The 23,166-nt window shown below is 39.9% G+C and carries 18 protein-coding genes; 8 read left to right on the top strand and 10 right to left on the bottom strand.

Translation table 11 applies throughout. The features are described from left to right. Positions 1 to 154: 154 nt before the first annotated feature. Positions 155 to 1,366: an MFS transporter gene (locus CUU64_RS02045; RefSeq protein WP_101631620.1), complete on the bottom strand. Its 1,212-nt coding sequence runs from the start codon at positions 1,364 to 1,366 to the stop codon at positions 155 to 157. Positions 1,367 to 1,653: 287 nt separating this feature from the next. Then, a complete protein-coding gene (locus CUU64_RS02040; protein WP_101631619.1) occupies positions 1,654 to 2,619 on the bottom strand; it encodes a bile acid:sodium symporter family protein in 966 nt (321 codons plus the stop codon). A gap of 397 nt (positions 2,620 to 3,016) precedes the next feature. Here CUU64_RS02040 and CUU64_RS02035 point away from each other — a divergent pair, with 397 nt between their 5' ends. The 5 genes from CUU64_RS02035 (at position 3,017) to CUU64_RS02015 (ending at position 8,733) form a co-directional block, all read left to right on the top strand. Further along, the gene (locus tag CUU64_RS02035; protein ID WP_101631618.1) at positions 3,017 to 4,252 is read left to right on the top strand and encodes an ATP-grasp domain-containing protein; all 1,236 of its coding nucleotides are present in this window, start codon (positions 3,017 to 3,019) and stop codon (positions 4,250 to 4,252) included. Between the two features lie 244 nt (positions 4,253 to 4,496). Next, a complete protein-coding gene (locus tag CUU64_RS02030) occupies positions 4,497 to 5,633 on the top strand; it encodes a GerAB/ArcD/ProY family transporter (protein ID WP_101631617.1) in 1,137 nt (378 codons plus the stop codon). A gap of 121 nt (positions 5,634 to 5,754) precedes the next feature. Continuing rightward, positions 5,755 to 7,260: a spore germination protein gene (locus CUU64_RS02025; RefSeq protein WP_374702695.1), complete on the top strand. Its 1,506-nt coding sequence runs from the start codon at positions 5,755 to 5,757 to the stop codon at positions 7,258 to 7,260. 31 nt (positions 7,261 to 7,291) lie between these two features. Beyond that, positions 7,292 to 8,497: a Ger(x)C family spore germination protein gene (locus CUU64_RS02020; protein WP_101631615.1), complete on the top strand. Its 1,206-nt coding sequence runs from the start codon at positions 7,292 to 7,294 to the stop codon at positions 8,495 to 8,497. Further along, a complete protein-coding gene (locus CUU64_RS02015; RefSeq protein WP_101631614.1) occupies positions 8,497 to 8,733 on the top strand; it encodes a hypothetical protein in 237 nt (78 codons plus the stop codon). Before CUU64_RS02020 ends, CUU64_RS02015 begins: the two co-directional genes overlap by 1 nt. A 131-nt stretch (positions 8,734 to 8,864) precedes the next feature. Here the strand turns inward: CUU64_RS02015 and CUU64_RS02010 are convergent, their stop codons facing one another. After that, positions 8,865 to 9,056, bottom strand: a complete 192-nt coding sequence (locus CUU64_RS02010; RefSeq protein WP_101631613.1) for a hypothetical protein — start codon at positions 9,054 to 9,056, stop codon at positions 8,865 to 8,867. A 194-nt stretch (positions 9,057 to 9,250) separates the two neighbouring features. Here CUU64_RS02010 and CUU64_RS02005 point away from each other — a divergent pair, with 194 nt between their 5' ends. Continuing rightward, complete coding sequence (locus CUU64_RS02005) at positions 9,251 to 10,090, top strand: STAS domain-containing protein (protein WP_101631612.1); 840 nt, start codon at positions 9,251 to 9,253, stop codon at positions 10,088 to 10,090. 469 nt (positions 10,091 to 10,559) lie between these two features. On the opposite strand, the gene CUU64_RS02000 is transcribed toward CUU64_RS02005, so the two are convergent. Beyond that, entirely contained in the window at positions 10,560 to 10,904 is a 345-nt protein-coding gene (locus tag CUU64_RS02000) for a general stress protein (RefSeq protein WP_101631611.1), read from the bottom strand. Between the two features lie 532 nt (positions 10,905 to 11,436). Between CUU64_RS02000 and CUU64_RS01995 the strand changes: the two genes are divergently transcribed. Both CUU64_RS01995 and CUU64_RS01990 read left to right on the top strand, forming a co-directional pair. Further along, positions 11,437 to 13,929 (top strand): transglycosylase domain-containing protein, encoded by a 2,493-nt coding sequence (locus tag CUU64_RS01995; protein WP_101631610.1) that lies wholly within the window; start codon positions 11,437 to 11,439, stop codon positions 13,927 to 13,929. A gap of 132 nt (positions 13,930 to 14,061) precedes the next feature. After that, complete coding sequence (locus CUU64_RS01990; protein WP_101631609.1) at positions 14,062 to 14,877, top strand: exonuclease domain-containing protein; 816 nt, start codon at positions 14,062 to 14,064, stop codon at positions 14,875 to 14,877. Positions 14,878 to 15,069: 192 nt separating this feature from the next. Here the strand turns inward: CUU64_RS01990 and CUU64_RS01985 are convergent, their stop codons facing one another. The 6 genes from CUU64_RS01985 to CUU64_RS01960 all read right to left on the bottom strand — a co-directional run bounded on the left by CUU64_RS01985 (position 15,070) and on the right by CUU64_RS01960 (position 23,135). Further along, entirely contained in the window at positions 15,070 to 16,260 is a 1,191-nt protein-coding gene (locus CUU64_RS01985; protein ID WP_101631608.1) for a M20 family metallopeptidase, read from the bottom strand. A 117-nt stretch (positions 16,261 to 16,377) separates the two neighbouring features. Then, positions 16,378 to 17,445: an alpha/beta fold hydrolase gene (locus tag CUU64_RS01980; protein WP_257985369.1), complete on the bottom strand. Its 1,068-nt coding sequence runs from the start codon at positions 17,443 to 17,445 to the stop codon at positions 16,378 to 16,380. Between the two features lie 229 nt (positions 17,446 to 17,674). After that, a complete protein-coding gene (locus tag CUU64_RS01975) occupies positions 17,675 to 18,988 on the bottom strand; it encodes an MFS transporter (protein WP_101631607.1) in 1,314 nt (437 codons plus the stop codon). 29 nt (positions 18,989 to 19,017) lie between these two features. After that, positions 19,018 to 20,610 carry a class I adenylate-forming enzyme family protein gene (locus tag CUU64_RS01970; protein WP_101631606.1) on the bottom strand — a complete coding sequence of 531 codons (1,593 nt, stop codon included), beginning with the start codon at positions 20,608 to 20,610 and terminating at the stop codon, positions 19,018 to 19,020. Between the two features lie 24 nt (positions 20,611 to 20,634). After that, positions 20,635 to 21,399, bottom strand: coding sequence for an SDR family NAD(P)-dependent oxidoreductase (locus CUU64_RS01965; RefSeq protein WP_101631879.1), 765 nt, complete (start codon positions 21,397 to 21,399; stop codon positions 20,635 to 20,637). A 302-nt stretch (positions 21,400 to 21,701) separates the two neighbouring features. Then, positions 21,702 to 23,135 carry a sigma-54 interaction domain-containing protein gene (locus CUU64_RS01960; protein WP_257985368.1) on the bottom strand — a complete coding sequence of 478 codons (1,434 nt, stop codon included), beginning with the start codon at positions 23,133 to 23,135 and terminating at the stop codon, positions 21,702 to 21,704. Positions 23,136 to 23,166 lie beyond the last annotated feature (31 nt).

Below are 23,166 nucleotides of genomic sequence, written 5' to 3'. Positions count from 1 at the left end.
CTGCCCATAATGGTAGTCTACTAACAAGTTCGTTATTATTATACCAAATATTTGTTCACAGTAAACCAAGAAAATGAGATTTTTACTAGAGGAGCTATCCTGAAATTCCTCTGAGGCCTAAAATATTATATCCTTATATTATTCATTGACTTGGCTAATCGGAGGTATTGTTAAACACACTGGTCCTTCTCTGATTTTTTGAAACTGCTAAAACTAGAGTACAGCCAATTAATAAGAGAAAGAGTATCAATGCAATGACTCCAATCCAATGAAAATGCAGCCAGAAATACCCTCCAAATGATCCAACCATGCTGGAGCCCAAGTAATAGAAAAGAAGATACAGAGATGAAGCCTGCGCTTTATTCTGTAAGGCATATTCCCCCACCCAAGAACTCGCTATCGAATGGCTGCCAAAAAAACCAAATGTAAAAATAGATATCCCCAATATTTTCCCAATAAGCGAAGGAAGAAGCGTAATGATTGCTCCAACTAGCATGATAGCAATGGAAAGCTTCAAAATAAATGAATATCCATATTGGTCTGCCTTTTTCCCCATATATACGGAGCTGTATGTACCGCAAATATACACGATAAATATAAAACCGACCACTGTTTGGCTTAACTCATAAGGTGGTTCCATAAACAGGAAACCAATATAGTTATATAACGTTACAAAACTTCCCATTAACAAAAACGCTAAAAAAAATAAGGCTAGCAATCGTTTATTTAAGAGGTGCGTTTTATAGGAATTGAAAATGTAGCTCCATTCCAGCGTTTTTTTTCCAGCATGTCGTGATTTAGGCAAAGACATCCCAAAGATCATACTGATAATTAGCGTTAATCCTGCTAAAGCTATTACAGCAATTCTCCATGTGAAAATATCAGAAAGCACTCCGATAAAAATTCTTCCCGCCATGCCACCTATCGTTGTCCCGCTAATATATAGCCCCATAATCCTCCCAATTCCTTTTGGATGAAACTCTTCTCCGATATATGCCATTGCAATCGAGGGGACTCCTGCAATAAATATCCCAAGCAACGCCCGTAAAACTAGAAGCGTGATAAAGCTTGGGCTAAAGGCTGTTAATAATGCAAGAAAAGATGTTAAAAACATGGAGAGAACCATGATCTTCTTCTTCCCAATAGAATCTGAAATGGCAGCTGCAAGCAGCATGGAAACCGCCAGCAGACCTGTCGACAAAGATAAGGACAAACTGGCGAGCGGTGCTGAAACATTGAATTCTTTTGCTATGACCGGGAGTAAAGGCTGCGTTGTATACAGGATAGAAAATGTAACAAAACCACCAAGAAATAGTGAAAGGCTTGCCTGTGTATATTCTTTTGACCCTCTTCTTATATATGCCATAAGCATCTCCCCTTTCCCTGCTGTCTATATGGGAAAGCGTTAATTTTCAGAAAAGCAACTAGGCTCTTTTGCGCTCTATTAGACACGACAATGTTCGTTCCTTATGTAATGTCAATTTTTATCAAGAATATCACAGATCATAGGAAAACTGTCGCTCAAACACTTAAGTATAAATTTCCCCGTTTAATAGTCTGTGTAAAATATTGATATATTTTATTACGTAATGTCAAATTTTGCGCTTTCCCAAGAAATAGTAGGAAATTTCCTAATCATACATTTCAAAGTTTTTAAACCGTCCGTCCTCTTTCCACGATCTTTTTGTTAAAATGACGGTCAAGAAACGATCCGTAAAAAGAGGCCAATATTTGTTGGAAAAGCATCCCAATTACAACTGGAACTGCTACAGGGGCGGGAAAAAAGGAGACGGCCAGAACAGCGCCTGCACTAATATTTCGCATACCTCCGCTGAATGTTAACGCAATGACCGTTCCTTGGTCACTCCTCAATAGCTTTCCAATCAGGAATGACAGAAGGTACCCTGTAAAAGCAATCAAAAAAGCTACAAGGGCAATCTTTATCAACCTGTAGTCAACCTCTTTCAAATATGGGGCAACCACCGCTGCATTGATCATGACAACCAGCGCCAAAAGAATTTTGGAAACAGGCGAGAGCCTTGGACTTAACACTTTAACTACTCTACCTTTTGTTATTTGATTCAAGGCCATCCCCAAAAGTGATGGCAACACAATCATCAAAAAGAGTCCCTTCATGATACTTACTACATCCATTTCCACATGCTGTCCAACCAATAAAGATAATGTTGAGGGCACGATAAAAGGTGATAGTACCGTATCAATTAAAATAATGGAAAGCGTAAGAGCGATATTTCCCCGATAAATGGAAACCCATACAAAACTGGTAATTCCTGTCGGTATCGCCATAGCTAGCACAAGACCTGTAATTGTATAGGTATCACTGCTGAATGAAAGATGCCCAAATCCCCACGCCCAAACCGGCATGACGAGGTGCAAGATTATCACTGCCCATATTAATGGCCTTGGATGAGTGACCGCTTCCTTAAAGGAAACAAAGTTGGAGCTAAGGCTGCCCGAGAAAGTCATAAAGGCGAACAACCAAGGAATAAGGAACGAAAGCCCCTTAAGATTTTCAGCGAGCAACACACCTAGGAAAACACTTATCGGAGTAATGAAGGGCATCAGTTTCTCCAGTTGTTTGTTTATTTTATGTATCACTTATCCACCTCTCCTGTTAAAAAATCCTGTTTGCAAGGCCTAGTAAGCCCTATCATTTTATCCGATTATTTTTGAATAATCTATTTTTTTACTTGTTCTACTATTAAACATGAAGAATAGAGAACGGTTGATTCTATCATTAACAGCCCAGTAGGAAAAATTGGAATGAAATTACTGGAGTTTACACATCCTTACCCAGCATCAACAGTTTTAAGACGTCCCCCTCCCATTTTATCCTCTCTTTTGTATCATGCAAATTAATATTTTTCTTTGCTGGTTTGGAAACATCAAAATTGGTGAATAAGTACAATGGCGAAATCTATCAAAATACGCGCCCTAGCAATTATAGGTAAATATTATTTTTTAAACATTTATTTAAAAATAGGGAGGTTTTATTATGGGAGCAAGGCCCCTTCAAATTTCTTCGATTAAGGAAGAAAAAGTAACGCCAATTCATCCTTCACAATCTATTGAGGACATCTATGGAGTGAGTTTCGCTTATAATCCAAAGCTCTATGCAAAAGATTATAAGCATTTCTCAAGTGATTTAATTAACCTGGAAGCTTTAACAGGAAGGGAATTAAGCGTTGCCGGGGACGCACCGGTTGTATGCCATGCGGGTGCTGCCACTGAACCTGCAATGGACTTACTGCGTAAAGCTGGTCTCCATGTGCCTTCCAACCGTTATACCTACCGGGACGATAAGGAATATATTCAAATTCTTAATAGATTAAAAGAGGAAAATAGAAAGCTGATCTTCCAGTATCCTCATCCTATTGAAGATGTCTCTCCTGACCTCTATTGGGTAGATCCTGACTTGCTGGCATATTTATGTGATAAGCGAAATATTCCTGAACTTGTTCCTAAGGAGCATGTGCCAGGCCGGAGAATGATGAGCCTTGAACAAATCCTGGAGGAAAAACCAAAATTGCCAATTGTAGTAAAGACAGGTGACGGCCGGCCTACTTCAGGCGGTTGTGGTGTACTTTTGATTAGTGAAGAAAAACAGCTCTTTGAAATTGACGATACATTTGGCGATTTATCCCGTCTTATTGTTGAAGAGCATATCGATTACGATAATAATATTTCTGTTCATTTTGTAGTAAACAAAGATGGAGAAATCAGTTTCCTTGGAAAATCCGAACAACTCGTCAATAAAGACGGCTGTTTTCGCGGGAGCTGGATCAGTGTAGATGTAGAAGATGACATTGCCGATATTATCGAAACCGGATATGGAATAATGGAAAAAGCGGCTCAGAAAGGATATGTGGGTGTAGCCGGCTTTGATGTCCTTATCCGGGGAGATCAATATTATTTTATTGACTTAAATGTCCGCTTTAATGCCTCTACATGCGGGTTATTGCTGTTTAACGAAATACGAAATAAATACGGAAAAGAAATCGTGCGCCTGTGTACACTTGAGTGGCAATATGATTTCGAAAATGTTGTTCCTGTTGTGGAAAAATATATGGATCAAAAACGTTTTGTACCATTAAGCTTATTGGACGCAGGTTATTTTCCTGACCAAAATGGTTCCTCCGTTATTATCGGACTAGTGCTGGGACATTCTGTGCCTGAAGTGGAGGTCATCCTTGAGGAGTTGGCTAGAGATGGCCTTCATCTGCGCGAGTAACAAATGAATTGTTTTTATGGAGGAACACTCCAGAAATTCTAGCACTATCCCCTTTTAATAGGCAGTCTAAGGATTAATCTCTGCCTATTAAAAGGGTTTTTTTGAAAATCCCATTGGTGCGCCTCAAATATATATTACCTCGCTTTTACTTTTCCTTTTCAAAGATTGTCCCACATCACTAATTTCTGAATGTATTTAAACAAAAGAGAAATACTAGAAAAAACATAAAATGAGGGACAGATAAATGATCGAAAAAGGAAAGATATCTGCATATCAATTGGGACTTCTAATCTATCCGACAATTTATGCCACTGCCGTTCTATTTGTTCCTGCGGTTACAGGTAAATATGCCGGGCGCGATATGTGGTTATCCCCTATCTTAGGCTCAATAACAGGTTTCATAACAGCGTTGATCCTTTATAGATTACATAAATCCTACCCGGATGAGACCATCATCCAATATAGTAAACATATTATCGGCCGCAAGCTCTCGTTCATTCTCAGTTTTCTTTATATATTTTTTTTTCTTTTTCTTTGTGGATTTATTATGAGGGAATACGCTACTTTTATCATCACTTCTTTTTTACCGCGTACCCCACTAATTGTAATTATTGTAAGTTTTGTGCTTGTTTGTGCAGTAGCAGTTAGTGGCGGAGTGGAAGTTTTGGGAAGGGCCGCAAATATTTTTGTCCCATTATTTATTTTTCCCATTCCTATATTTGTGCTTTTGCTTACTGGAGATATGGATCTAAAAAATGCCCTTCCTATTCTCGAGGATGGGTTAAAACCTGCCATTTTGGGGGCTGTTTCACCACATGGATGGTTCAGTGAAGTTTTTCTGATTTCTATGTTACTGCCCTATGTAGGCAATCGTGAAAAAGGATTAAAGTGGACTCTTATATCCATTGTTGCTGTTATAACAAGTTTGGTAAGCCTTAACCTTATGTGTATATTTTTATTTGGAGAGATTACCGCCAGCTACACTTATCCAGTTTTCAAAGCAATTCGTTATATTAGCGTTTCTGAATTTTTTGAACACCTAGAAGCAGCTATCATTTCTGTATGGATAATCGGAGCATTTGTTAAAATGACGGTATTTTATTACGCACTTGTTTTAGGGACTGCCCAATGGTTACAGCTTTCGGACTATAAACCCATTGTATTGCCTTTAGGCTTTATCATTACTCTGTTCAGCATTTGGGAATTTGATAATCTGCAGGAACAAATTCGATTCTCGGAGACTGTCTTTCCTTTTTATGTTCCATTTATGTTAACTTTGATCCCATTTCTGTTACTTGTGATTGACTGGGTTCGAAAAGGATGGCGCAGGAACAAAGATGGAGTAAAGAGGAAACTCGATATCAAAAATTTTGACTCATAGTATGTAGGAAATTTAATCAAGTCACTATGTTCGAATATTATAATCGTAAGGAGTGCGTTTAACTTTGTTTGATAAAATCCAAAGATTACTCCTTAAACTGCAGCCTAAGGATAAACAAGATGTGTATACACAAAACGAATCGGATTCTCTTTCTCATAATTTAGATGAAAATTTACAAAAACTTGGGTCCATTTATGATAACTGTTTTGACGTCGTTTTCCGTTCATTTTTTATGGGTGGACATACTAACGCGGTACTTGTTTATATTGAAGGATTATCTGATGTAAAGCAGATTGAAAACAACTTGCTTGCTACGCTTATGTCGGCAACAAAGGAACCTTTACCTCCAAAAGAGGCGATAAAGAAAAATATTCAATTAGCGGATATTAAAGTAATTACAACCTTCACTGATTGCATTAACAATATTTCCACCGGAAACCCTGTACTTCTGGTACAAAATGAACAAGAGGGATTCGCACTAGGTTTAGCTAAGTTTGAGAAGCGGTCAATCGAAGAACCTTCCGCTGAATCCGTTCTCCGGGGCCCAAGGGACGGGTTTGTAGAAGATATAGGAGTAAATACCAGTTTAATTCGAAGAAGGATTACAAGTCCAAAACTGAAGATGCTTTCAATGAATATTGGACGTTACACAAAAACTAAAGTAGTCATCGGCTATATTGACGGGATCGCAGACCATACCTTAATCGAGGAAATAAAAAACAGGCTAGACCGTATTGATATTGACGGCGTTTTAGAAACCGGTTACCTCGAAGAGTTAATTGAAGATTATCCGGCTTCCCCCTTTCCTCAATTAATGAGCACTGAGAGGCCTGATGTAGTAGCAGCAAATCTCCTAGAGGGCCGATTTTTCATTTTGGTAGACGGGACCCCTTTCGTCTTAATTGCACCCGTCAGTTTTTTTTCCTTCCTGCAATCTGCAGATGACTTTTATAATCGCTATATCAATGGAACAGCTATCCGTTTACTACGATTTATATTTATAGTTATATCCATCTTTTTGCCTTCATTTTACGTCGCGGTCCTTACTTATCATCAAGAAATGGTTCCAACTGCCTTGCTTATCAGCATTGCATCGTCACGTGAAAATGTACCTTTTCCTACCCTGGTGGAAGCGTTGATGATGGAAGTGACTTTTGAAGCTCTTAGAGAAGCCGGCCTCCGCCTACCTAAACAAGTTGGCGCAGCTGTAAGTATTGTTGGTGCCCTTGTTATTGGTCAGGCTGCCGTACAAGCAGGCATTGTATCTGCCCCGATGGTCATAGTGGTTGCTCTAACAGGCATTGCTTCTTTTATGGTCCCCCGATACCCGCTGGGTATTGCACTGCGGCTTTTACGCTTCCCCGTTATACTTTTGGCGGGAACAATGGGGTTATTGGGTATTGTGCTTAGTGTAATTATGATAACTGTCCATTTGTGTAAACTTCGGTCGTTTGGAGTTCCATACCTTTCTCCTATCGCTCCAATGAAAGCAAAGGAATTGAAGGATGTCCTCATTCGGGCACCGTGGTGGATGTTAAGCAAACGGCCTCACCTAACGGGTGAGTATAATAAATACCGCCAACATCTGGGTCAAAAGCCAAATTCACATGAAGGAAATGAAAAGTGATTGCCCTTTTTGCAGAAAGGCGTGACATAATTTGAAATGGTGTTTATCTATTAAGATTCGAATCGTTTGTTCCGTTGTTCTTCTGATCTTAACATTGTCCCTGCTGGCAGGATGCTGGGACAGTAGAGAACTTAATGACCTGGCATTAGTTGTAGGAGCTGCATTAGATAAAAGTAAGGAAGACCAGATCATGCTTACGGTACAAATCTTGACACCACGTTCGGCCGGCAGCAGCCAACAAGGCGGTGGAGGAAGCAGCACGCAACCACAGTTTGTAATAAAATCCGCTACAGGGCAGAATATGGCCGATGCAATGTTAAACCTCCAGCAAAAAGTTTCACGCCAAATTTTTTGGGGGCATTGCGAAATTTTTATTTTCGGCGAAAGTCTCTCAAAACATGGAAATCTTAAGGACCAAATTGACTACCTGAACCGGCATCCAGAACCGCGGGAACGTGCCAATTTGTTTGTTAGCAGAGGGAATGCCGCAGACATATTGGAAACGAACCCAACTTTAGAAAGCTACACTGGAAACGTCCTCCAAAAGTTAAATGAGATTCATTTCGACGAAGGATTAACAATGAAGGATTTTGAACAAAACGCAATCTTAAATGCTGAGGGAGCCATTTTGCCCTTTATTGATGTCCCTCCTGCCACATTAAAAAACGAGGAATCAATCCCTTCCATAAATGGGATTGCCATTTTTAATAAAAGTAAAATGATTGGTAACATAGATATTGATACGTCCAAAGGTTTGTTGTGGATACAAAATCAAATAGAACAACCCACTGTTACCGCAACTATAGACAAAAGAAAAACAATCTCCTTTAAATCAATCCGGGAATCAACCAAATTGACCCCTTCTATTCATCATTCAAAATGGAGTATCACTATTAATGTAAAATCAGAGGGAATGGTTGTACAAAATGCAAGTGACATCGATGTCATCTATCAGTCAGAAGCAAAAAAGGCAGAACAGGCATTAGAAAAGGAAATCAAGAGGAATATTGGAAAAGCGCTACAAAAAGTTAAGAATGATCTGGAGACAGATGCATTTGGATTTGGAGAGGTTTTTCATCACAAATACCCTGATGAATGGCAAAAAATCAAAAATAACTGGAATCATTTTTTACCTGAAGTTTCAGTCAAAGTGCAGGTTAAGGTAAATATCAAGGAGCCTGGACTAACAACTACCCCGTTGGAACTTTTAGAAAAAGAAAAAGAGGTTACAGACTAATGAAATTGGTAGTCGTTTTAGTAATAACAGTCATAATGCTTCTTATTTTTTTATATGAGTGGCCAAAAATCGAAAAAGGCCAAAAAAAAGAAAGAGCCGCCTTTGTTACCCTGACAACAATTGGCCTGCTCCTCTCCATACTCCTTGTTTTCTTTCCTGAAATTCCTGGTCCATCGGAACTTCTAAGCAATCTTTTTTACCCATTCGGGCAAATGTTGGATAGAAGCAGGAGTTAATAACATAACAGTATTCCTAAACAGATTTAGAAGGAAAAGTGAAGTTTGTATCAACTAGCCACGTTGCAGAGATAAAGAGAATACCTTTTATTCCAAAATGGAATGGCTGGCAAATTGTACGCCAGCCATCATTAATGTACGACTCCATCCTTCAGCAGTGTCTTAATCATTCCCATTTGGATCGCTGGATTGGATTTATTTAAAGTACCTGCGTCAAATCCTGCTGCAAAACCTAATGCAGCGTATTTGATAATCTCTTCTGAAACGCCTTCAGCCCTTAAAGAGTCAAGATAGGCCTGGATTGCATTTTCTTTGTAATTCATAGTGCGGCACCCCCTACTTTATGTATCGGCTGTATCTTTATAGATATGAATGATTTTTACTGATTTATTCCATCTATGTTTCCTGTATAGCTTATTCCTTGTTTTAAGCAATAAAGTTGAAAGACAAAAACGGGAAGGTTACCATAATAGCATGAAATGAACATACAAGCTAGTGTATTTTGGAGGCAGATAGAATGAGCTGGAATGAAGAACAAGTAGCAGAAAAGGTTGCGGCCCAAAAAAATGAGCTGGCAGAAAAAATCACTAATATCCAGAACCAAAAACATCCAGAGCAGCAAGTGCCTATATCTAAACAGTTACTGGAAGAGAGAGTTAAATTGATTGAAATGTACAAGGAACTGTTAATTGATCCTTTAGATACAGCACTTAAAAAAATCTCCTTGTGGGGAGAAGAAACGGGAGAATATTGTTCCAAACTGGGGATGACCATTGATGTAGCACTGGATGAATTACCCATTTACCGTGAAGTAATGGCAGAAGTAATCACTCAAGAAGCAATTTCCCAACAGGCATCCTTTCACGAATATAGTGATTACGTTACAAAATTGCATAGAATTATTGACCAGGCGGCTCATAGTTTTAGTGTGGCGTTTGTGAACCACCACAACCACTTAATGGAAACTGCACGAAACGCTCTAGCTGAACTATCCGTACCGGTAGTTCCTCTAGAGAAAGGTGTTGCTGTCCTTCCGATCGTTGGCACAGTCGATACCGAGCGTGCAAAATTATTGATGGAAGAATCATTGAAGCGAAGTACCAAATTAAATGTTACTTATTTCATATTGGATCTTTCAGGCGTTCCGATTATAGATACGATGGTCGCCCATCAGTTATTCCAGGTCGTTGATTCCTTACGCCTGCTTGGTGTTGAAGCTGTTATAACAGGAATACGACCTGAAATAGCTCAGACCGTCGTCAGCCTTGGCATAGACTTTCATAACATCAAAACGTATGCCACCCTGCAGCAAGCCCTAAACGCATATAGAAAAAGGGAAAAAGACGGTGAAGCATAAGAAATGTTTCTAAGTAAATCGCTTTTTTACAGCAGTACCATCCCCCCAAGGAACTGAGAATATTCAGGTTTTACTATCCAGTTCTAGATGAATTGTTTGTGGGCTGACTTTTCCTTCTATGAATGTCGGCAAAAATGATTAATTAGATCGAACATCGATTCCCTTTAAAGAAACTCGACTGAAATACAGTAATTTGTTGATACATCATTTGATACATTAATATCATATTCATTCATAAAGCTGCTTATTTCTTGACAATCATATAATTTTTATATCTGGATAGTCATTTAAATGATATAGTATGCTAATTTCTTGATGTATACGCAAATTCTTACCACCAATACATTGGTTGGTAACCTATGACCATTAAAATAGCGTATTTTCACGATCTAATGCTTTTGAAAATAAAAAAGAACTGCCAAATGACAGTTCTTTTTACTTATTTTATACTTTTTTCTCCCCGGCTCCCCTATTTCCGTTCCAGAAGTATCAGTATGCCATCATTTTTAACGACATTTGCATATTTCTCTGCATCCTCATGACTCAGCCCTGCTTCCAAAAGGTTATCCTCCGGGCGGAGATTTCCGGCATCGTAAAATATTTTTAGAACCTTATCGATAATGGTGTCATCTTCCGGAGAGTCTATTGCGATTTTTAGATTTAGGTCCTCATTATGACGTGCAAAATGAAGCGTTTCTTCCTTTTCCGCAAGCAACGTAATATCCTCGTCCTCCAAGCCTCTGGCCTCTAAATCATGGATAGCAGCGATAACCGCCTCTCTAGTCTTATAGACCCCATAAACTTCCTTTTTCATCACATATCCCCCAATGATTAGTTTTTAAATTTATACCCTGCATTCTCCCAAATAAACGAATGATCCTACTATATAAAAGGAATCTTTCCCTTAACTTAATACTCTCGTCCCTTTTCAAATACAGTCCATGTGTTATAGTAATTAAATATATTCTATCGAGCTTTTTAGTACGATATTTTTTAACAGGAATAATGGGATATAACGATGCTAATCATTGGCACTTTATGAACACCATCCATTATTAACAAACATTCGACAAACCGCTACCGTTTGGAAATTTGCTTAATGAAATGGGGATACTTTAATATTGACTAAATCAGCACACCAATTTATCATTACACCTGAACGAAAAATTCACTGCTATAATTTTCTAACTCTAGCACGTTCTCAGCCCAGTTGTCCCTGACCTAAACTACACCTTTTTAATCATTTTATAAAAGTAATAGAACGTTTTTGTTTGATTATTGACTTACTACGGGAAATTCCCGTTATTGAGTCTTATTTCTTGTTCATGAAAGGCAGGTCGTATCTTATGGCTGAAAAATATAACTCAAGACTTGAACGCCGAAAACAAATGGAGGGCCAGAATAAAAAAGGCAAGGATAAAACTGGCGGCGGTCTTTTTAAGCGAATCTTCCTTATCCTGATTTCACTCGGGATTATCGGCATTATTACGGGTGGCGCTACATTCGCCTACTTTATCAGTGACGCTCCTAAATTGGATGATAAATTATTAAGGGACCCAGTTTCCTCAAAGATCTATTACGATGATGGCAAACTTTTAACAGAAGTTGGGGCTGAACGTGACTTTGTTGCTTATGAAGACATTCCAAAACAGATTGAGGATGCTGTGCTAGCTACTGAGGATGTCCGTTTTTATGAGCATCAGGGAATTGATTTCTATCGACTGGGAGGAGCAGTTCTAGCAAACTTCACTCAAGGTTTCGGATCACAAGGGGCAAGTACCATTACCCAGCAGGTTGTCAAACGTTCCTATTTAACAGCGGATAAAACAATGAAAAGAAAAGTCCAGGAAATGTGGCTCGCCTTTCAGCTGGAACGAAAGTATACAAAAAAAGAAATTTTTGAAATGTATATGAACAAAATTTTTTATGGTGAACGAGCCAATGGTATTGCCAGGGCAGCAAAAACGTATTACGGAAAGGAACTCAAGGATTTAGAGTTAAACGAAATCGCCCTCTTGGTCGGATTGCCGCAGCGTCCAAGCGCATATAATCCTTATGAAAATAAAGAACTCGCCAAAAAAAGGCGCGATGTGGTACTTCATCTGATGAATAAGCATGGTTTCATCAGTAAGGCGGAAATGGAAAAAAATCAAGACATTCCAATCACCGAAGGCCTTCAAAAAGAGCAAACAAAAAAGAACGTAGCGACATACGACGCTTTCATCGACCAGGTAATCGAGGAAGTTGAAGCCATGGGCGACTATAATGTATACAGCGATGGATTAGAAATTCACACAACGCTGGACAAGGACGCACAAGAGTATGTTTATAAAATGCTTAACACAAATGATATTATTAACTATCCGAGCGAAAAGCTGCAGGCAGGGATAACGCTTCTTGATACAAAAACCGGAGAGATTTTAGCAATTGGAGGCGGCCGTAACACGAATGTATCCCGCGGTTTCAATTATGCCACTGATGCAACACGACAGCCCGGTTCGACAATTAAACCGATCCTAGACTATGGCCCTGCAGTTGAGTATCTCAACTGGTCTACCCATAAGTTGATCACGGATGAACCCTATGAGTATTCTAACGGAACACCTTTGAAAAACGCATCAAACCGATATTACGGAACGATGACCATCAGGGAAGCACTTGGGCGCTCACTAAATATCCCGGCGGTTAAAACCATCCAAGAAGTGGGACTTGACCGGGCACGGGAATTTGGCGCCAATTTGGGCCTTCCCCTTCCGGATGAAATTGGGGAAGCTTATGCAATTGGCGGAATGAAAGACGGCATTTCTTCCTTACAGCTGGCCGGCGCATACAGCGCTTTTGGAAATGGCGGTATATACAACAAACCGCATACGGTGAAAAAGATTGTGTTAAGGGATAAAACTTCCATCAAAAACAACGTGGAATCGAAAACGGTTATGAAGGAATCTACCGCATTTATCGTTTCAGATATGCTTAAGAGCGTATTGAAGGAAAGCTATGGTACAGGAAGGCTCGCAAATATCCCATATCTTCCTGTTGCGGGGAAAACAGGTTCAACAAACTTCTTAAAAGAAGACCGTCTCCGCTATGGTATCCCTGCTGAAGGAGTTCCCGACAGTTGGATGGCCGGATATACAACGAACTTTACGATTGCTGTCTGGATGGGCTACGATCCAAAGGATAATACAAAAGAGTATTTAGGTAAGGAATCACAAAAAATCCCTAAATATCTCTTTAAAAATCTGATGGAATATGCTTCAAAAGACGTAGCAACCGCGGATTTTGAACAGCCCTCCAGCGTTGCAAGTAGCGGAAGTGAATTCTACGTAAGAGGCCACATGCCGGTTCAGGTTGCCAAAAAGCCTAAGAAAGAAAAGAAAAAAGAAAGTGAACCAGCAACAGCGCCAGTAGAAGAAGAGGAAAACCCAGAGGAAGACACTTCAACCGAAGAAGAAACCCAAAATCCGGAACAAACTACACCGCCTGGACAGGAAAACGGTGAAGGAAATGATCAGGATCAAAACGGTAACGATGATAATGAAAACGGAAATGGCAACGGAAATGGCAATGGAAATGGTAATGGCAACGGAAACGGAAATGGTAATGGTAATGGCGGCAACAATGATAATGGCGACGACCAAGGAAATGATAATGGTTCTGGATCCAAGCCTGCCAACCCAGCTACACCTGGCACTACTCCGGGTAATGGAGGCAACAATAATACCGGTGGCTCTGGTACCACTCCTGAAACAGGAAATCAGCCGCCTCAATCAAATCCAAACACCCAAAAGCCAAGTCCCAATAGAGAGTCAATAACGCCAGAATCATCAAACCCATAAAACTATTCAAAAAGAGGTTATATCACAGGACCTGTTCCTAGTGATATAATCTCTTTTTGTTCATTACCAAATATTTGACAAACCAAACTGACACTTTTCTGTTATAATGTATACATAGAAAAGGTGGTACTTATGAACTATATAATTGTTGATGTGGAGAGAAACAGTTTTAAATATGCAACGGACAAACCTAGTGAAATCATTGAAATCGGAGCTGTGAAGCTGGATGAAACCGGAACAGTTCTCGATACTTTCTCAACTTTAATTAAGCCATTGTGTACCCTTTCAAACTTTACCTCCAAGCTAACTAACATTACAGAAGATATGATTAAGGATGCGCCGAGGTTTAAAGAAGCTTATTCCAATTTCGTCCATTTTCTTGGTAAGGACTATGTCTTCGTTTCATGGGGAAAAGAAGATTACCGATTCTTTCAGTCAGACTGTAACCGTTTGGAACTGAAGCTTTTTGAGCCCTCTTCCCTATTGGATATCCAGGAAGTTTACATGTACGGTGTTTTACACACCTTCAATACACCAAGCCTCACTTCAGCCCTTGCGCAACTAGAAATTAAGGAAAATCAAAATGCCCACAGAGCATTAAGCGATGCAGAAAGCACTGCTAAGATCTTTCTTGCGTTACGAAACAAGTTTGACCTATACTCCGTACAAAAACCAAAAAGATTAGCAAGTGAACTTCATTTCTCAAGTGGAAAATTGAACAGCTCTGGTAAAAAGAAATTTTCCAGATTGATCAGCTCTACCATGAAAAAAACCGGTCAATTGAACCTTACCTGGAAGCAATTCAACTCCCATTCAAAATGGCAGGAATACAAGAAAGACTTCCAAATTGATAGTGTATTGGAAAAATACTATGAAAAACAATTCAATAAGACAAAAAACAATATTATCCATAGTCTTAAACAAAAACAAAAGGTGGAGTCTATTTAGGAAGGACTTCCCTTTTCTTATTGATATATATTTTCGACAACTATACTTAATAATGACCTGAGTTATAATAGTTTGTAAAAACTAGCCACCGATTTAAAGTTGGTTTGTATGTTACAAAATGGCACAAACTAAAAAAACCCGAATAACGGCACTATGTTCGCTGTGCCCCTCCCCGGGTGTTTTATCCATTTGCTATTCTTTTTGACCCTGACCCAAGTAATCAATGGCGAGGGCAATAAAATAACGGATGGATTCTATGAAGTGATCAATTTCTACATACTCATTCGGCTGATGGGCCAACTGCGGATGGCCTGGACCAATAATGATCGTAGGAATTTGTAAATGAGGCCAATAAACAGATGCGTCAGTATAGTAATTGACCCCTGTAGGTTTTAAATCTAAGTCAAGATGCTCCTTGCCTGTTTGAACGGCACGTTTAACAAAACCGTCTGATTCGTCTGTCGAAACGGAATCCATACGATTAATGATTTTTATTGCATACGTGGATTGCGACCCCTTTGCAGCCGCTTGGATCATGGTCTCAATATCTGATAGAATGCGGTCATTATCCTGTCCTGGAACGGTCCGGATATCTAGGGTTAAATTACACTGGTCTGGAACGACATTTGTTTTAACCCCACCTTCAATGGTTCCGATATTCATTGTCGGGTGTCCCAATATCGGATGTGGTATATAATCAAAATGATAGGTTTGCAGTTTATTCATAAATTCATTCATCGTATTGATAGCGTTAATTCCCTGATCAGGCATCGAACCGTGTGCCGTTTTTCCATATGTAATAATCTCCAGCCAGAGACACCCTTTATGAGCGGTAAATAGCTGATTACTGCTTGGCTCAGAAACAACCATCGCTGTAGCACCGTCGATTTGTCCTTTTTCTATTACTTTTTTTGCTCCGAAGCCGTCCACTTCTTCTCCTGCTGTGCCAACAAACTGCAGCTTTCCGTTTAGTGTAAGGCCAGCCCGTTCTATACATTCTAAGGCAAGGATCATTGCGGCTACACCGCTCTTCATGTCGGTCGTTCCCCGACCGAACATTTTATTATCGATTACTGTGCCTGAAAACGGGTCATGTTCCCACGGGGCCTTCCCGGTAGGTACCGTATCAAAATGCCCGCTGTACACTAAATGCTTTTCCTCCGATGTCGTATGTGGATATGTAACAAAAAGATTTGCCCGATTATCTCCGAGATCATCCAATTCCACTTGAAGCGCGGATGAATTTAAATAATTTTGAATAACCAAAGCAACATCTTTTTCGTTCCCTTTTGGGTTCACACTATTTACCTGAATAAGTGATTGCAAAAATTTGATGGATTTTGCTTCATCAATGAGTTCAAAAACGGTTTGTAAATTTTTCATGTAATCCTTCCTTCCTTGTTAATAATAACTCGCCCGCCTGTCTCCAATAAATCTAGGAAACAGGCAGGCATTATGTGTTGCTTATCCTTTTATAATCATCACTACTGCGGCTTGTGTTTAAACATTTTTTGAACGGTCACATAACCACGTATCCAAAATACCGGAAAATTTCCCAGTTAACGCTAATGAAACATGGCCCGCCTCCACTACCTGGTAGGTTTTATCTTCGCTTGACACCAAATCCATTAGAGGGCGGCTTTGTTCCTGAGGTATGAGGTTATCATTTTTTGAGCTAACAACCAGAAGGTTTGCCTTAATATTCCCTAAATCTACTTTCTTGCCGCGAACCGTAAATTCACCTTTGACCAGCTTATTTTCCTTAAAAAGATCGTTCGTTAATTGCCTAAATGCTTCCCCCGTAAACGGGACATGTTCTTTCGTCCATTTATTCATTCGTCTCCATTTTTCCACGAATCGCTTGTCAGTGGCACGGTTTAACAAAGTAACGTAAGGACTGAAGTATACAGGTGATGTAACTGACCGGAACATTGCTTCAATGTAATGTGGCGGGATTAATCCATACACATCAATTAGACGATCTATGTTAAACGCACCTTCTTGCATCCCTTCCGCCCATTTTTCAGGCATCGCTGCGACACCGAAATCAATCGGAACGGTCGCGACAACCAGGTTCTTGATCGGTTCTTCTGCAATGGCCGCATACATGGCTGCCAGGGTTCCTCCCAGGCAGTACCCAACAACAGACACTTCATTGGCACGCGAATGCCGTAATGCCCTCCGGACCCCATTTCTAATATAATCGACGATATAATCTTCTATATTAATTTCTTTATCCTCGTATCCTGCAATCCCCCAGTCGAGAAGATATACATCGTACCCGCTCTTTACCAAGCCTTCAATAACGCTTGAACCTGGGGAAAAATCAAGGATATTAGGACGGTTAAATAAGGAATAAACAAAGAAAACGGGAATATCGTATTTCTTTTCTACCGCAGGATAATGCCATAAAACAGCCTTATTCTTCTTCCAAACCACGTGTCTCGGCGTATGGTCTACACTCGGTTCAGGTTGATTTGCGATATTTGAAAAAACATTCCAACGTTCCACCTCTTTTTCTATATCAAAAGTGGGTAACATAGAATTAGTTAAAGTATTAGTAGCCAACGCTGCTCCTCCTTACGATCATTTACGTGTCACGAATTCTCGTTTTGTTTCTTGTTGTGATGTATTTGTTTGTACATTCATTTCCTCTTTTAGTGAAATGATCTCCTTTTTAATTCAACCGTTCAGTTCGAAGATGTTTTACTCACTAAATGGTTTAAATGTTTTGTAAGGATCGAATGCTTTCTGTTCAGCCATTTCAGTGCACCCTTTATAGTAGTAGGTTATTTATTTACACGCTTTGCTCTTTATTACTTACCACATGCTGAGAAGTGGTTAATTTCTTTTCTTTAAGAATAAAAGAACATACGGCCGCTAATGCCGCTGCTGCTGCAAAAAAGATAAATACGGCGCCAAAATCCTGTGTCCCATCCGTCCCTACTTTTACTAAATAACCTGCAATTAATGGAGAGACGAAAGAACCCAGCTGTCCGATCCCATTAGCTAGCCCGGTAGCACTGCCGACGATTTCTTTTGGGTAGCGTTTTGGCAAATAAGCATAAATGGAACCGAAGTTTAAGTTTACAAAGAAACCAACGAGCAAGAGTAAAACAAGCAAAGAGCCTGTATTCCCCTTTTCTACAGAACCCAGCATCCATAAAACAGGGATACTTCCGATATAGGCAATCCACGCAACCGGCTTCATTCGATGCATGATTTTATCCATGAGCCAGCCGCCCAGCATCATTGCGAAGAAGGCAACAATATATGGCGCAGAAGCTAAAAAGCCCATTTCCTTTATATTAAAGCCGTGCTGGTTTACCAAAAATGTCGTTAACCAGGTTGTGGTTCCCCAATAAACGGCTAGCTGGCAGAAAAGCATCAATGTATATACATAAAAATTAATATCTTTTAAGAAAATACCATAGCTCTTTCTTTTATCTGCCTTTGACATTTCATCCGTTTGCTCATTGACATCCTGGTCCTTGCTTAATGTACCTTTATCGATCATTTCTTTTGGTGTATCCGCTACATATCGCCACAATAGGAAAATTCCAAGTAAGCCCGGGATAGCTAGTATATAAAATACTGGTCTCCAGCCGCCTCCGAAAAAGTAGAAGGAGATGCTTGTGACAATTACCGGTACAATCGCAGGGGCAACTGCCCATGATGTTGCGAAAAAGGAAACCGCTCTTCCTCTTTCTGCAAGAGGGAACCAGTTATTGATTGCGCGGATTGCAGGGGCAAAATGGTGTCCTTCCCCAAGGCCCAATCCGATTCGAAGCGCTAAAAACTGAACAAAGTTTTTTACGGCGCCAGTTAATGCCGTAATGGCAGTAAATACCGTAATCGCAATGTACATAACTTTTTTAGGACCGATTTTATCGGCGAGAAATCCAGCGCTGATTTGAGCTGCAGCATAGGCAAAGAAAAATACGGATGCAAGCTGCCCTACTTCCACCGGAGTTAATTCAAGATCCTTTTGGATGTATGGAAGAAACGTTAAGACCGCCATCCTGTCAAAATAATTGATAATATAGACCAGCCACAGAATAACAAGGACCCAATAACGATATCCCCAAGCTTTCTTCATAATTGTCGACAATTTGACTCACTCCCTCTATTCTTGAATTTTTAAGATTGAAGTTGAAGGTTCTTTAATTTTGCCTTTATCACTTTTCCTGCCGGATTACGGGGCAGCTCTGAAACAAATTCCACTTCTTTAGGAATTTTATAGTTTGCTAAATGTTTGGATACAAATTCCTGAATCTCTTGCTTATCAATTAATGCATCCGGTTTCGGAACAATAACAGCTTTCACAATTTCCCCATAGATGGAATCAGGAATCCCTACCACTGCAGCTTCCAATACTTTGGGATGGTTATAAAGAACATTCTCTACTTCAATGGAAAATATCTTCTCCCCGCCCCGATTGATCATGTCCTTTTTACGATCCATAATATAAACAAAACCATCTTCATCCATTTGTGCCAAGTCGCCTGAGCGCCAAAATCCATCGATAAAGGATGTTTCATTGGCAGCGTTATTGTTCCAATAGCCCTCTATCACCATGGGCCCTTTAATTAACAATTCACCTACTTCTCCTGGCAAACATGGGCGGCCATAATCATCAACAACCTTCAATTCACCAACGGGAACCGGCAGGCCGACAGAGTTAATTTTAGTTGGATCATAAATCCTAGGCATGATAGTTGCTGGTGAAGAAGTTTCCGTTGCCCCATAAGCATTATGTAAGTAAGCATTTGGAAAATAACTTTTTAACATTTGTATGGTATCTGTGGACATGGATGCTCCACCATAAGCAATGCAGGTAACACTTGGATAGCTGTATACCGGAAAATCTTTATGTGACATCATCATGACGTAAATAGTTGGGACATTGAACAAAAAGGAAATTTCCTCATCTGCGGTTATCCGGATGTATTCCTCTGTCTTATATCTGCGCATGAGAACGGATGTACCGCCAACCTTAACCATATGCAACAGCTGACCAATCAAGCCGGTGACATGAAACAGCGGGACCGCGATCACAGTTTTGGTATCCTCATTTGTTTTTAAGACCACTTCATAGCTTATTGAGCTATGGATGACACCTAAATGGCTGCCCACAGCTCCTTTCGGTAGCCCGGTTGTTCCCGATGTATACATAATGAATAAAGGATCGTTTTCGGAGACATAAACCTCTGTTACCGATGATTTTTGCTCCAGGATTTCATAAGGCAGATAGTCCTTACGTTTAGGGATTTCATTTCCAACAAGAAAAAAATTCTGTACATTTGGAATAGATTCTTCATCCCGTAAGCTTTCAACTTTATTTAAAAATTCATCGTCCACAAATAAAACCTTTGCACCTGATTGCCTAACCATATAGGAAAGTTCCTGTTCTTTTAACCTTGTATTCAAAGGAACGACAATCGCCCCAATTCTGGCACACGCAAAGACCAAAATACAAAATTCGATACTATTGCCTAACAAAAGGGCAATACGGTCCCCCTTTTTAATACATAGAGAGTGTTGCAGATTTCCTGAGATTTGCTCAACTTTATCCAGAAGCTCTTTATATGTAAGCCTTTCATTGCCCATGACCAGGGCTTCTTTTCCGGGATATTTCATGGCTGATGTTTCCAGCATAGCAATTAGATTTCCAGGCCGGTTTTCAAAAACGTTAATGTGACGATCAAAATGTTCTTCTTGCATGATGTTCATTATGTAAACCTCCTATCGAGTTGTTTATCGTGCAGTCCAGCCGCCATCGACATGTAACACCTGGCCAGTAACATAAGCAGATGTATCAGATGCCAGGAAAACAACCGGTCCAACCAGGTCACGAATCTCCCCAATACGTTTGATCATGGTAGAATTGGTGATTTTTTCAAGCCTTTCAGGATCTGAGAGCCATTCCTCGGTCATCGGGGTTTTGATATATCCCGGTCCAATCGCATTTACAGTGATATTGTATGGAGCTAATTCATCCGCCCATACTCTGGTTAATTGGTTGATCCCGCCTTTACTTGCCGCATATGATGTTTGAAACGGCATCCCGATTGTTCCCAAAATTGATGAGATATTAATGATTTTCCCGTAGTGTTGTTTTATCATCTGTCTTGCACAAGCCTGGCCTATTAGAAAAATCCCCTTAAGATTTACATTTAACACTCCATCCCAGTCGCTTTCTTCCACATCTACTAACGGTTTCCGAATATTGTGGCCGGCATTGTTAATAAGAATATCAAGGGATCCGTACCGGTCGACGATTTGGTTTACTAGCCCTTCCACCTGTTCCTTTCTAGATACATCACAAGGAATGAAGGCTGCTTTGATGTTTTCTTCCTTTAGTTTTAAAACAGCTTTTTCTCCCTCCTCTACACCCCGGCTTGAAATCATAACGGTTGCTCCATGCCTGCCTAAAGCTTGAGCCATACCGAATCCAATTCCTTTACTTCCCCCAGTGACAAGGGCGATCTTCCCTTGCAGATCAAATGTTGGCCAATTCATACGCTCTTTTTCCCCTTTTTCTTTTTTCATAAATTTTTCTATATCTAATGAAGGCATGCCTTATGCGTCTACGTTCCTCGTTCCTCCCCTATTTCACTGTTGGCATGTCACGTTATATTCTTAATGCAAGCAGCGTGCCAAAGTTCTGATTATGCTGAAAATAAATAAAGTTCCGACATTTACTTACAAAAAAAGTGTTTATGCTACAAATATTTTTGGTAAATAAAAAAGTTGAAACAAATGAAAAGGGCCAATGTTTGGACATTGACCCTGAAATACACAATTTTCGATTCCTTTTTTCATCAAATACCTAGCTTTTGCATTTTTTTGACTAGTGCTGATTGACTAATTCCTAGCTCAGCAGCTGTCCTTCGTGTTGTTTTAAACTGCCTGATATGCTCTCTGATAATCTGCCTTTCGACATTCTCGACTATTGCTTTTAACGTTCCCTTGGATCGTGCTGTTCTCTTTAATGGGTGCGAAGAATTAATTCCCTCTAAAAGGTGAGGCGGTAAGATCTCGGGTAGGATGTGATCATGATCTGCCGTTACAACTAATCTTTCAACTAAATTCTCAAGTTCTCTAATATTTCCTGGCCAAGCATATTCCTGAAATATGTGCAGCACTTCTGGATCAAATCGTTTATTCAACTTGTTCTTTTTATTCGTTTTATTTAAGAAAAAGAAGGCAAGCGGCACAATGTCGGCCTTCCTTTCCCTCAAAGGTGGAATTTTTATTGGCACGATATTCAATCGGTAATAAAGATCCCTTCTAAACTCGCGGTTTTCAACCATCTCTTCTAGATTCATATGAGTAGCAGATATAACTCGTACATCAATCTCTACACTTTTTGTTCCACCAACCCGGGTTATTTCGAATTCCTGTAAAACCCGCAGCAGCTTGACTTGAAGGTCAACGGGCATATCCCCAATTTCATCAAGAAAGATGGTACCCCCACTCGCCTGCTCAAATAAACCAGGTTTTCCGCGATTGTCCGCCCCAGTAAAAGCACCCTTTTCATAGCCAAATAATTCAGATTCCAGCAAATGCTTTGGTATGGCTGCGCAATTCACTTTAACTAGTGGTCCATCTGCACGGTCACTTTCCTGGTGTATATATTTCACAATGACCTCTTTCCCCACACCCGATTCCCCAAGTAACAACACAGTTGAATTGACTTTGGCTACTTTTTTGGCAAGATGGAAAACCTTCATAATTTCCGGGCTTTGACCTACAATTCCGTCCAAGTGCATATGCAGTATTTCTGTTTTTTTCAGTTCCGCTATCTCATTAAGGTATTTCTCGCTCAATTTTATCGACTGCCGCAGCTTTGTTTTCATAAGGTTTAAATCTGAAATATCTCGTACATTTGTCACCACATACGCAATTTTCCCGCTTTCATCAAGTACTGGATTACCGGTTACTAATAATTCTTTGCCCCTCACGGTTTGAATAATCGTTTTCGGTACTTTTTCTTCGAGGACTTTAACGGTCACAGATTCTGAAACAATACCCTCTTTTACGACGGTTTTCATGGTTTTACCGAGCAGCTCCTCACTTTTTACGCCCGTAATTCGTGAGTAAGCCTGATTTACCATAATTCCTACCCCTTCACTATCCGCAACATATATGCCATCATAGCTTGACTGAAAAATGGAGAGTAAAATATTTTGGATATCTTCATTCTTACCTGCCAATCCAGTATCCTTGACAGACAATTCTCTAAATGTGTTCAAGAAAATACACCCCTAACAGTTTAGTGAATTT

Origin of the sequence: Bacillus sp. V5-8f, assembly GCF_002863565.1 — a bacterium.
Lineage (GTDB): Bacteria > Bacillota > Bacilli > Bacillales > DSM-1321 > Peribacillus.
The sequence above is the reverse complement of the archived record's forward strand: the minus strand, read 5'-3'. Positions and strand labels throughout refer to the sequence as shown.